The 12,296-nt window shown below is 37.8% G+C and carries 10 protein-coding genes; 8 read left to right on the top strand and 2 right to left on the bottom strand.

What is annotated here, in order from left to right:
* Positions 1-12: 12 nt before the first annotated feature.
* Positions 13-2,355, top strand: coding sequence for a DNA internalization-related competence protein ComEC/Rec2 (locus BK574_RS12850; protein ID WP_078428866.1), 2,343 nt, complete (start codon positions 13-15; stop codon positions 2,353-2,355).
* Positions 2,356-2,388: 33 nt separating this feature from the next.
* On the opposite strand, the gene BK574_RS12845 is transcribed toward BK574_RS12850, so the two are convergent.
* A complete protein-coding gene (locus tag BK574_RS12845; protein WP_075386834.1) occupies positions 2,389-2,526 on the bottom strand; it encodes a YqzM family protein in 138 nt (45 codons plus the stop codon).
* A 469-nt stretch (positions 2,527-2,995) separates the two neighbouring features.
* Between BK574_RS12845 and holA the strand changes: the two genes are divergently transcribed.
* The gene (gene holA, locus BK574_RS12840) at positions 2,996-4,015 is read left to right on the top strand and encodes a DNA polymerase III subunit delta (RefSeq protein WP_078428865.1); all 1,020 of its coding nucleotides are present in this window, start codon (positions 2,996-2,998) and stop codon (positions 4,013-4,015) included.
* A gap of 201 nt (positions 4,016-4,216) precedes the next feature.
* Here holA and rpsT read toward each other — a convergent pair whose 3' ends face one another.
* Positions 4,217-4,483, bottom strand: a complete 267-nt coding sequence (gene rpsT / locus BK574_RS12835; protein ID WP_075386836.1) for a 30S ribosomal protein S20 — start codon at positions 4,481-4,483, stop codon at positions 4,217-4,219.
* A gap of 344 nt (positions 4,484-4,827) precedes the next feature.
* On the opposite strand from rpsT, the gene gpr reads away from it, so the two are divergent.
* The 6 genes from gpr (at position 4,828) to hrcA (ending at position 12,292) form a co-directional block, all read left to right on the top strand.
* Complete coding sequence (gene gpr, locus BK574_RS12830; RefSeq protein WP_075386837.1) at positions 4,828-5,952, top strand: GPR endopeptidase; 1,125 nt, start codon at positions 4,828-4,830, stop codon at positions 5,950-5,952.
* A gap of 272 nt (positions 5,953-6,224) precedes the next feature.
* Complete coding sequence (locus tag BK574_RS12825) at positions 6,225-7,400, top strand: stage II sporulation protein P (RefSeq protein ID WP_078428864.1); 1,176 nt, start codon at positions 6,225-6,227, stop codon at positions 7,398-7,400.
* Positions 7,401-7,445: 45 nt separating this feature from the next.
* Positions 7,446-7,844, top strand: coding sequence for a DUF3679 domain-containing protein (locus BK574_RS12820; RefSeq protein ID WP_078428863.1), 399 nt, complete (start codon positions 7,446-7,448; stop codon positions 7,842-7,844).
* A gap of 141 nt (positions 7,845-7,985) precedes the next feature.
* Positions 7,986-9,821, top strand: a complete 1,836-nt coding sequence (gene lepA / locus BK574_RS12815) for a translation elongation factor 4 (protein ID WP_420796939.1) — start codon at positions 7,986-7,988, stop codon at positions 9,819-9,821.
* Positions 9,822-10,029: 208 nt separating this feature from the next.
* Positions 10,030-11,175, top strand: coding sequence for a radical SAM family heme chaperone HemW (gene hemW / locus BK574_RS12810; RefSeq protein WP_078428862.1), 1,146 nt, complete (start codon positions 10,030-10,032; stop codon positions 11,173-11,175).
* 85 nt (positions 11,176-11,260) lie between these two features.
* Complete coding sequence (gene hrcA, locus BK574_RS12805) at positions 11,261-12,292, top strand: heat-inducible transcriptional repressor HrcA (RefSeq protein ID WP_078428861.1); 1,032 nt, start codon at positions 11,261-11,263, stop codon at positions 12,290-12,292.
* The last annotated feature ends 4 nt before the right edge of the window (positions 12,293-12,296 follow it).

The following is a 12,296-nucleotide window of genomic DNA, read 5'->3' as shown; positions in this document are numbered from 1 at the left end:
GGAGTTAGGGTCTTGGTAGGACGTTGGCATCTTATTGTGTTGGCCGCAATCATTAGTATTGTTTTAGCTACAAATGGATTTCAAGGATGGCTCCTTTTTCTAATTGCGTATTTAATTTACTATCTTTTGATCAATAGGAAGAGGATAAGGACTTATGGTGTTTTTCTTGTCCTTTCCCTACTGATATTTTATGTAAGCAGTACCTTTATTCACGAAAATAATAAAACAAAGCTTTTCCCTCAACAAACCTCTCTTTATGGAACGATACATACAATTCCTCAAATCAATGGTGACCGCCTTAGCTTTCAATTGAAAACATCGAACAATGAAAAGTTACAAGTCAATTATTTTATAAAATCAGAAGAAGAACAACACCGCCTTAAGAACATGTCTGTAGGCATGCAATGTACTTTAGAAGGTACACTTCGTAAACCGTCCCCACCGACTAATTTTTATGCGTTTAACTATGAACAGTATCTTTTTTATCAAAGAATTCATTGGAATTTTAATATCGAGACAATCGATTTAAGGACATGTAATGAATCGAGCATTCCGAAGCAATATGTTCTGCAAAAAATTCGGCAACAAGGAATTGAATTTATAAATCATCATTATCCACAAGAGTCAAAAGGAATTGTTGCGGCGTTAATTTTTGGTGACCGAGCGTATTTGAATGAGAATCTGATAGAAGCCTATCAACGGTTAGGGGTAATTCATCTTCTGGCGGTTTCAGGACTTCATGTAGGACTTATTTTCTCAGCACTCTTCTTCATCTTAATTCGCTTTGGTGTGACGCGAGAGCGAACGATCGATGCTCTTTTAGTGCTTCTACCGATGTACGTCGTGATTGCAGGAGGAGCTCCTTCTGTTATTCGAGCAGCTTTTATGACGGTAGTTGTGCTTGTCTCCTTGCGCATGAAGAAAAGATTGCACCCGGTGGACGGAATTAGTTTTGTTTGCCTTATCTATTTGTTTCTATCGCCTTATTCTTTATACCAATTAGGCTTTCAATTATCTTTTTTGATTAGTTTTACATTAATTATGTCTTCAGAGATCATTAGAAAACGAAATCATTATTTCACACAACTACTTGCTGTTACCGTTATTTCCCAGTTTGTATCGTTACCAATTATTATTTTCCACTTTTATGAATTTTCTTGGATTAGCCTTCCTCTAAATTTAATCTACATTCCGTTCATCTCCTTAGTTGTTTTACCCACCGTCTTTATAACGTATTTCATCGTTATCACTTTACCAGCTGTTGGTACTTTCACGTTGAAGATTCTGGATAAAGTTGTCGTCCTATCACACGATATTTTACTCCAATTAAATGGTTTATCTTTCAGTTCTATTTTAGTTGGAAAGTTTTCCGTTTGGCTTGTTTTTGCTTTTATTACGATAATGTTGCTGGTTCTTTATTATTATGAAAGAAAAGCTTCTCTCTTACGCTGGCTAGTACTTTTTGTTGCTTCTACAACCTTATTTCTCATTCATTTTGGTACACCATACTTTTTTAACGAAGGAGAAGTAACAGTGTTAGATGTCGGACAAGGCGATAGTATTTTCATCGAACTTCCAAAGCGAGACGCGGTTTACTTAATTGATACTGGTGGTTGGGTTAGTTTTGGAGGAGAAGAAGAGTGGAGGAAACGGTCTCAAGAATTTGAAGTTGGCAAAGATATTTTGCTTCCTTTTTTGAAGGCGAAAGGTGTACGGACGATTGATAAGCTGATATTGACCCACGGACATTACGATCATATCGGTGGTGCTCGTGCGCTCATTGGTGAGACGAACGTGAAAGAGGTTCTTTATGCTTATGGTCAAGTTGATGGAGAATATGAGCGGGAATTACTAACCGAATTTCATAAGAAAGGAACTAAAATCACGTTTGTGAAAGAAGGAATGGCTTGGGGGAAAGGGGGAAGTGAATTTTATATCTTGTCACCTCAAGGGGATGAAGAGGATTTAAATGACCGTTCTATCGTCTTATACAGTATATTAGGCGGCGTTTCTTGGCTGTTTACAGGTGATTTAGAGGAAAATGGGGAGGAACGGTTGATCCGCCAATATCCGCATCTTAGCGTTGATATTCTAAAGGCTGGCCATCATGGTAGTCGTACTTCGTCTACCCCTCGATTTCTTGACCATATGCAACCGAATAAAGTGCTCATTTCAGCTGGTCGTAACAATCGATTTAAACACCCGCATGATGAGGTTATTTTGGCTTTAGAAGAGCGAAACATAAAGATTTTTCGTACGGATGAACACGGTGCTATTCGAATTACATTTACAGAAGAAACTATAATGGAGTTGGAAACAAAACTACAACGAAAAGAAGAAAAAGGGATACCGTAATGGTAACCCTTTTTCTAATTAAGTATAGGTTTCTTACATGTTGCCAAATACGTCAATTAGTGAAGCGATAATAAATAAAGTGGCAAAGAAGCCGAAAGAAACGATAAACCCAACGCCTGAATCGATCGCATCGTTGCGTTTACATTGTACTCTTTTTTCGAACTCACTCATTAGTAACCCCTCCTATTTCAATCTTTAGTATAAGGGAAGACAAGAAAAAAATCCATACAATCCATAGGTACTTTCTGTGATTGTCTATTCATTGTCAAATTTTAAAATTTTATCTTCCACTGCTGTAAAGAGTTGTCACCTATACTTTTCATTTGCATAGGATATCATAATTAGTGTAGAGGTCGTCGTTCATGATTATCGTCATTTGAAGGGTTTCCTAGGGTCCTTTTGATGGCGTTTATCATAAATGGGGGTTAACTCATGTAATGTGGTTTCTAACTTATATGAAATGCGACGCAAGCCGTTTCATTATCTGGATATAAGTTGTGGAACTACAACAACAATGGGTTAGCCTCTTTTTCATGTGAGTAAACTTTCTTGTAGGTATAGACATTACTTTACATATTACCCATAATAATATTACCAATCTCTTTTAGGAATATCCAACCAATGAGGAAGGGACTAAATAATGTCATACATAGAAACAAAGCGAAATATTAGCAAAAATAAAATTTTCCCACTTTATTTGTTAATTGGCGAAGAGCGTTTTCTAGTAGAAGACTTAATCCAATCCATTGTTGCCCAAACACTAACAGAAGAAGAATACGATTTTAATTTATCCACTTATGAATTAAAAGAAACTCCGATTGACGTTGCGATAGAGGATGCAAATACACTTCCGTTTTTAGGGTCGAAGCGTGTAGTTATCGCAAAGGATGCTTATTTTTTAACTGCTCAAAAGGACGACAGCAAAATCGAGCACAACTTGAAATTGTTCGAAGCTTACGTACAAAATCCTGTTATTGAAACGGTTTTTATTCTCACTGCTCCGTTTGATAAATTAGATGAACGAAAAAAGTTAGTGAAGTCGTTGCGGAAACAATCGGAAATTGTAGATACGAAAGAATTCGATGAGAAGATGCTACACGAATGGCTCAATGAACAAGCTGATAGTCACTCGATCGAATTTACAAAAGGCGGTAAAGAAAAGCTTATTCAACTACTTGGTGGTAATTTATTAATGCTCGTCAATGAGATCGAAAAGCTCTCGTTATATGTAGGGGAACACGGAACGGTCGATGAAGAAATTGTTGATCAACTTGTAGCTAAAACGGTAGAACAAGACGTTTTTATGTTAATTGATCATCTCATTCATAAACGGATCGAGAAAGCGTTAGAAATATATTTTGATTTAATGAGACAAAAAGAAGATCCGATCAAGCTTGTTGCTTTATTAGCGCGCCAAGTCCGGATTATTTATCAAGTGAAAGAGTTGATGAAAAGAGGATATTCACAGCAGCAAATTGCAGGACAAATTAAAATTCATCCGTATGTTGCCAAGTTAGCTGGACAGCAAGCGAAGGCTTTTCAAGAAGCGACACTCTTTCGTTTATTAGAAAGGCTTGCAGAAACAGATTTTCACATCAAAAGTGGCCAAGTCGATAAACATTTAGCGATTGAATTATTATTGATGGAGTTCCACCGATAACGATCTTGTAGATGGTTAGTAGGGAAAAGGGGTATGCATTGTGAGTTAAAGAAGAACAACAGAGTCGATATTTGTTTATTTTATAAAAATAACAATTAATCGACTCCTCTCTAAATAAAAAACGGAGAAACTCCAAAAGAGTTACTCCGTTTTTTACCTTAAAAAAGTTAACTTTTTTAAATCTTTTAGCCAATCATTCGATTATGCAGATACTTCGTTTAATTGCTTTTGTAAACGAGACTTTTGACGAGATGCTGCATTTTTATGAATAAGGCCTTTGCTTGCTGCTTTGTCAAGCTTTTTAGCAGCTGCAACAAACGCTTCTGTCGCTGCTTCTGCTTCGTTAGCTGCAACTTTAGCTTCGAAGTTCTTGATAGCTGTACGAAGAGCAGACTTTTGAGAAGCGTTTTGCACACGGCGCTTGTCGTTTGTTTTTACACGTTTAATCGCAGATTTAATGTTAGGCATTCCTTTCACCTCCCTGAAGTAACCTTCACAACAGTGAATAAGTACAACAAACAGCATTCTATCAAAAACCATGAATAATTGCAATAGAAGAATGAAAAGCTTCTTGGCGGGAAACCTATTTTCAAAAGGTTAGCATAACGTTCAAGAAGGAGGACAAAAAAACCAGGAGAATAGGCACAACGTTGTAGATAGCACTTGCAGGCTTAAAGTAGATGAGCCTTGATGTTTTTTAAGTTCCTTATCCTAGGCTGGATTTCCAAGGCATATAGGAGCAATTTACTGAAGAGGTGAACCAGCTATATTCCTAGACTTTTTTAATTAAGTATAAAAAGGAGGTCCTCTCTGTGACAGAAAAAGATTTAGACTTAAGCTTATACAATGTCCGTACAGATTTGGCAGTCGAGGCCCATGAAATTGTTCAAGAAGAAGAACAAAAAAAGGCACCCGCTAAAGAAAGAAGAACGATTGAAGGTGTAATTGTAAAAGAGCGCGAACAAGACGGTGTAAAAATAACGAGAGTAGAAATAACAGATCAAGGGGCTGAACGGTTAGGGAAAAAGGCTGGTCGGTATTTGACATTTGAGACGCAAGGTATTCGAAAAAAAGATACAGCTCTTCAAGAAAAGGTCGAATCAGTATTTGCACGTGAGTTTAATTTATTTTTAAGCGAACTTGGGATTACGAAAGAGGCGAGTTGTCTTGTTGTAGGTTTAGGGAACTGGAATGTAACACCTGATGCATTAGGACCAATCGCCGTCGAAAACCTTCTCATCACTAAACATTTATTTGCGTTAGCACCTGAACAAGTGGATGACGGATTTCGGTCTGTTAGTGCGATTGCTCCTGGCGTCATGGGAATCACGGGAATAGAAACGAGCGACATTATTCACGGGGTCATTGAAAAAACAAAACCTGATTTTGTCATAGCAATTGATGCGTTAGCTTCTCGCTCGATTGAGAGAGTAAATACGACAATCCAAGTATCGGATACAGGAATTCATCCTGGAAGTGGTGTTGGTAATAAACGAAAAGAGCTAAGCAAAGAAACGCTAGGTATCCCTGTTATTGCTGTTGGGATTCCAACGGTCGTCGATGCGGTATCGATTACAAGTGATACGATTGATTTTGTATTAAAACATTTTGGGAGAGAGATGAAAGAAGGGGGGAAGCCGTCTCGAGCTCTTACTCCAGCTGGGATGATGTTTGGTGAGCAAAGACAATTAACGGATGAAGACTTACCCGATGAGTCGAAGCGACAAACGATATTAGGGATGATTGGAAACTTAGAAGATGAAGAAAAAAGACAATTGATCCGTGAAGTATTAGCTCCTTTAGGCCATAATTTAATGGTTACCCCTAAGGAGATTGATGTTTTCATTGATGATATGGCCAATGTACTAGCAATGGGGTTAAATGCAGCCCTTCACGGTGAAGTTGACCAAGAAAATGTCGGATCGTATACGCATTAAGGATTAGGTAGTCAGATATATTCAAATCGGAAAACCAAATATTTATAGCGTATAAGCCCGATTGAATAGGAATATGTTAGGTCGATCATATTTACACAGGCCTTACTACCAAGATCAAAAAACAAAAAACATAACGAGGATGACTTAAAGGTGTCACAGTCCAGCACAAAGGTGAGGATTGCGGGTACTTAAGAAGTCAACCTCGTTTTTTTGGTTCTATTCAAGAGAGCTTATACATAGGTTGTGTTAAGAGCAATCGAAAGGGTGGGAGTATGAGAAAGAAACAGTTCCATGGTTTAACCATTTCAATAAATCGGACAAGTCTTAGAAAAGTTGCCGTTTTTATTATCGTTGGAATTATGGCTGTGTTTATTTTCACGGGGATGCTAACGTCGATTGATCCAGGTTATGGCATGGCCTCTTCAACGGTTCATAATTGGACAACCCAAATGAACGGGGAAAACCTTGTGTATTTAATGGGAATGCAAAATAAATATTTTCAGCAAGCTTTACCAGAAGACAGTGAGCCACCAGATCTGTCTAGTCTCGCATTTGAAGTGTTAACGAGTATTAATCCAGATGACCCCAGAAGTTTATTAGGACGAGAGTTACCTGGATTTGCCTTGTTTGATGCTAATATCATCGTAGCTGGGGAAGGGTCTGACTATACGAATATGCCGATCGAATCGGCACCCCCAATGGAAGTGTTGATGGCGGAAAGAGAAGCATCGACAACAGCATTTGAAGGTTTGGACAAGCCAACTGATCAACAATCGCAACCTGAAATGACGACAGGTGATCGAAAAGTAGTTCACATTATTCATTCACACACCCGTGAATCATTCTTACCAGAGTTAAAAGGTGTTACGAATCCTAACGAAGCTTGGCATTCTGAAGTTAATATCTCACTTGTAGGAGAAAGGTTAGGTCAATCTCTACAAAATCATGGTATTGGAACAGATGTTGATAAAACAGATATTCAAAGTATTTTAACTCAAAGAGATTGGAGTTATCCAAGATCCTACGACGCTTCGCGAGAATTTGTAAAAGAAGCGATAGCAGAAAACGACCAGCTTGAATTCTTCTTTGATTTACATCGTGACTCTTTGCTAAGGGATAAGACGACCGTGACAATTAATGGTGAGCATTATGCTCGAATTTATTTTGTTATCGGAAGAGATAATCGAAATAAAGATCATAATTTAAAGTTAGCGAAAGACTTACACCATCGATTAGAGCAAAAATACCCTGGCTTAAGTCGAGGGGTTGTTGAAATGGGTGGGATCGGAAGAAATGGCGTTTACAATCAAGACTTATCTAATAACTCGATCTTAATTGAGTTTGGTGGAGTCGAGAATTCTGTAGAGGAAGCCTTCCGTTCAGCTGACGCTTTTGCAGAAGTATTTAGCGATTTCTACTGGGAACAAGCAAAGGTTTCATCAGATTAGTTTTAAAGCAGTCAGGATGATTTTTCATTAAGAGGAGGAAGAGGGATGACGAAATTTCTGCTAAAGACATTTTTCATACTAACGGTTTTGTTATTTGGAATTGTTTTTGGAATCCACCATGCAAATGAAGGAACATTAAGCTTATTTGGAAAAAATGATGTAGTAGAGACGACAGTAGAAGTAACTCCTTCCCCCTCACCTGGAAAAGTAGAAGCAGAACCAGTGGAACAATTACCGATCGAATTGACTAATAAAGAACAAGCGAAAGACAAGCCAGAAGTAACAACGAAAGAATTACTAGAAAAACAACAACGAGCAACGGATGTCGGGGCATTTAACTTTTATTCGGAGCTTGGCTCAAGCATAGGAGACATTTTAGAAATGATCGTCTCTCATACCGTCTCAGCGATAACAGGGCTAATTCATGGATGGTTGAATAAGTAAATCGAGTGTTTACACTAACGAATTTCTGTCAATACGTCAGAGGTTCGTTAGTTTTTTTTTGCTTCAGTTCACTACGGTTATTGAAGGAAGGGCAACACATTGGTATAATCAAACTTAGTGCATATAGGAGTGATAATGACTATGAATAAAGAACAACGTTTAGTGCGTAGATCGAAAATCAGGAACTTTTCGATCATTGCTCATATTGATCATGGAAAATCAACGTTAGCGGACCGAATACTAGAAAAAACGAGTGCGTTGACGCAACGAGAAATGAAAGAACAAATTCTCGATTCAATGGACTTAGAACGAGAACGTGGTATTACGATAAAATTAAACGCCGTACAGCTTACTTATAAAGCAAGTGATGGAGAAGAATATATTTTCCATCTTATTGATACACCAGGACACGTAGATTTTACGTACGAAGTTTCACGAAGTCTTGCGGCTTGTGAAGGAGCTCTACTTATTGTCGATGCAGCTCAAGGTATTGAAGCCCAAACACTTGCAAACGTTTATTTAGCTTTAGACAATGATTTAGAAATCTTGCCTATAATTAATAAGATCGATCTACCAAGTGCTGAACCTGAGCGGGTGAAAAAAGAAGTTGAAGATGTCATTGGTTTAGATGCATCGGAAGCAGTTCTGGCATCTGCGAAAAATGGTATCGGTATTGAAGAAATTTTAGAACAAGTTGTAGAGAAAGTACCTGCACCAACGGGTGACCCTGAGGCCCCATTAAAAGCGCTAATTTTTGACTCCTTATACGATTCGTACCGCGGGGTAATTGCGTATATTCGAATTATTGATGGAACAGTTAAAGCTGGGCAAAAAATTAAAATGATGGCAACAGGTAAAGAGTTTGAAGTTAATGAAGTGGGTGTGTATACGCCAAAGCCGACCCGTCGGGATGAACTGACAGTAGGTGATGTAGGTTTCTTAACAGCATCGGTTAAAAATGTAAGTGACTGTCGAGTCGGTGATACGATCACATTAGCAGAAACACCAGCGGATGCTCCACTTCCTGGTTATCGTAAAATGAATCCGATGGTTTTCTGTGGTATTTATCCAATTGATACGGCCGATTATAATGATTTACGTGAAGCGCTAGAGCGACTTCAACTAAACGATGCTTCACTGCAGTTTGAACCAGAAACATCGCAAGCATTAGGTTTTGGTTTCCGTTGTGGTTTCTTAGGGCTTCTACACATGGAAATCATTCAAGAGCGTATTGAAAGAGAATTTAATATAGACCTTATAACGACAGCACCTAGTGTTGTGTATCACGTTTACCAAACGGATGGAGAAGTATTAGAAATTGATAATCCATCGAAAATGCCAGATCCACAAAAGATTGAGCGAATTGAAGAACCGTATGTAAAAGCAAAAGTAATGGTTCCGAACGATTATGTTGGAGCTGTTATGGAGCTTTGTCAAGGTAAGCGGGGAATATTTATTGATATGCAATATTTAGATGAAAATCGAGTGTCGATCGTATATGAAATTCCGTTATCAGAAATTGTTTATGATTTCTTTGATCAGTTAAAGTCTAATACAAAAGGATATGCTTCATTTGATTATGAGTTAATTGGTTTTAAAGAATCGAAACTTGTGAAAATGGATATTTTATTAAATGCGGAAAAAGTAGATGCGTTGTCTATCATTGTTCACCGCGATTCGGCATATGACCGTGGAAAAATCATCGTGGAAAAATTGAAGGTACTTATTCCTCGACAACATTTCGAGGTTCCTGTTCAAGCAAGTTTAGGACAAAAAATTATTGCTCGTTCAACAATTAAAGCGATGCGTAAAAACGTATTAGCTAAATGTTATGGTGGGGACATTTCTCGTAAGCGTAAACTTCTTGAAAAGCAAAAAGAAGGTAAAAAACGGATGAAGAGCGTTGGAAGTGTTGAAGTGCCACAAGAAGCATTTATGGCGGTATTACGAATGGATGACTCAAATCCATCGAAATAGAAATTCATCTTTTGTATAATTATAATGACTAGACATTACCGCAGGCATAAATCCCCTGCGGTTTTTTACAAATTTGAGAAACAAGAGCTAAATTTAGTCAGTTCACAACTTGGCCAATTAACTAGGGATTGCGGACAATATCATTCAAAACTGGCTAATAAACTGCCTTATAAACAATAAATTTTTTTCGATAGAAAGTAGGTACATAATGCCGACGGCGATTTACGTTCATATTCCTTTTTGTGAACACATTTGTCATTACTGTGACTTTAATAAAGTGTTTTTGCATGGACAACCTGTGGATGAATATGTATCCGCACTCGATAGTGAAATGAAGGAGGCGGCTAATCAGTTTTTAAAAGAACCGATTGAAACGATTTACATTGGTGGAGGGACACCTACTGCATTATCACCTCAACAGTTAGAAAAGGTGTTAATTAGTTTGCACCAACACTTCTCTTTATCCGATTCATTAAAAGAATGGACAGTTGAAGTTAATCCTGGAGGTCTTACAGAAGAACAACTGACTGTTCTCCATCATTACGGTGTTAATCGGCTGAGTATTGGCCTCCAGACGTTTGATCCATCCTTGTTAGAAAAGATTGGTCGAACACATCAACCTGAAGATATTTATAAGACAATCGACCTTGCTAGACAAAAAGGTTTTAATAATTTGACCGTCGACTTAATGTTTGGCCTTCCAACGCAATCGTTGACATCGTATAAAGATACACTGCAAAAAGCGTTCGCTTTAGAAATAGAACATTTTTCCGCTTATTCTTTAAAAGTTGAAGAAAAGACGGTTTTCTATAACCTCCTTCGAAAAGGGAAGTTGCCCCTTCCATCTGAAGATGAAGAAGCAATCATGTATGAATTACTCATCGATCAAATGAATCAGCATGGCTATCACCAGTATGAAATTAGTAATTTTGCAAAACGAGGTTATGAAAGTAAGCATAATCTCATTTACTGGAATAATGAGGAATATTTTGGGGTGGGTGCGGGAGCCCACGGATATATCGAAGGGGTTCGATATGCCAATATTGGCCCTGTTCAAAAATATATACAATCGATCGATGCAACCAACCAAGCAAGGGTAGAGAGTCATTCTCTTAGTGAAAATGAAAAGAGAGAGGAAGAAATGTTTATGGGGTTACGGAAACTCGAAGGCGTGTCTCAACAAAAATTTAAAAAACGCTTCGGGGTTGAAGTAATGGAAATTTATCGTGAGCAAATTCAGCGGTTAGTGGAAAATCAGTTACTAGAGATTGACCGTGACAGAATAAAGTTAACCAAAAAAGGTGTCTTTTTGGCAAATGAAGTGTTTGAACAATTTTTAGTCGTTGGTGACTAATTAGTTGACAAAAAAAGTCCTATTTGATAATTTTATTTTAGATTTAGCACTCGAACGAATAGAGTGCTAACAGAGGTGATTTGGGATGTTGACAGAACGACAATTGTTAATTTTGCAGGCTATCGTTGATGATTATATTCGTTCTGCAGAGCCTGTTGGTTCGCGCAGCATTTCAAAACGTAATGACGTTGAGTATAGTGCAGCGACCATTCGTAACGAAATGGCTGATTTAGAGGAACAAGGCTATATCGAAAAGCCACATAGTTCTGCTGGACGAATACCGTCACATAAGGGGTATCGCTATTATGTTGATCACTTGTTAATGCCTCAACGACTAACAGGTGCTGAAATTGAAAAGGTGGAGACCTTATTTTCAAGTAAGAAAGAAGAAGCTGAGCAAGTAATCCAACAGTCAGCGAAAATATTGTCACAAGTTACGAGCTATATTTCGATTGTCCTAGGTCCTGAAATGTTTGAAGCTTGTTTAAAGCATGTACAAATTATTCCACTTTCAGAACGGAAAGCTGTTTTTATACTCGTGACGGATACAGGCCATGTTGAGAACTTTTCGATTACTATTCCAGAAGGAATGGACCCTTCAGAAATGGAGAAAGTCGTCAATATCTTAAATGACCGTCTAAAAGGAGTACCACTCTATCAATTACGGGACAAACTAAATAGTGAAGTAGCAAACATTTTTAAAGAACATCTCAATAACTACTCAGAAGTTTTAAAAATGTTTCAATCCACATTGCAACCAGACCGAAATGATAAGGTTTTTTATGGTGGGAAAACCAATTTATTAACACAACCAGAATTTCGAGATGTTGAAAAAGTTAGACACCTTTTGAACATATTAGAAGAAGACACACTTGTACAGCAAATCTTTCGTTCAGAAGCATCTGGGGTTCAAGTGAAAATTGGGCATGAAACAAATATTGATGCTCTGGAAAATTGTAGTATTATTACTGCCACTTACTCTATTGGTGGAAAACATGTGGGAACTGTAGGGATTCTCGGTCCTACAAGGATGGAATATCGTCGAGTCATTGGGCTCGTTGATTATATTTCAAAAGATTTAACGAAATTATTAACTCACTTGTATCAAAGAGGGTAAGAAT

The organism is Alkalihalobacterium alkalinitrilicum (genome assembly GCF_002019605.1).
Classification (GTDB): domain Bacteria; phylum Bacillota; class Bacilli; order Bacillales; family Bacillaceae_F; genus Alkalihalobacterium; species Alkalihalobacterium alkalinitrilicum.
Note: the sequence above shows the minus strand (reverse complement) of the source record. Positions and strands in the feature narration are given on the sequence as shown.

Bases quoted from the DNA above. Each gene is read 5' to 3' on its own strand.
- BK574_RS12845 (WP_075386834.1), bottom strand. From the start codon at position 2,526: ATGAGTGAGTTCGAAAAAAGAGTACAATGTAAACGCAACGATGCGATC.
- holA (WP_078428865.1), top strand. From the start codon at position 2,996: ATGTCATACATAGAAACAAAGCGAAATATTAGCAAAAATAAAATTTTC.
- rpsT (WP_075386836.1), bottom strand. From the start codon at position 4,483: ATGCCTAACATTAAATCTGCGATTAAACGTGTAAAAACAAACGACAAG.
- BK574_RS12825 (WP_078428864.1), top strand. From the start codon at position 6,225: ATGAGAAAGAAACAGTTCCATGGTTTAACCATTTCAATAAATCGGACA.
- BK574_RS12820 (WP_078428863.1), top strand. From the start codon at position 7,446: ATGACGAAATTTCTGCTAAAGACATTTTTCATACTAACGGTTTTGTTA.
- lepA (WP_420796939.1), top strand. From the start codon at position 7,986: ATGAATAAAGAACAACGTTTAGTGCGTAGATCGAAAATCAGGAACTTT.
- hemW (WP_078428862.1), top strand. From the start codon at position 10,030: ATGCCGACGGCGATTTACGTTCATATTCCTTTTTGTGAACACATTTGT.
- hrcA (WP_078428861.1), top strand. From the start codon at position 11,261: ATGTTGACAGAACGACAATTGTTAATTTTGCAGGCTATCGTTGATGAT.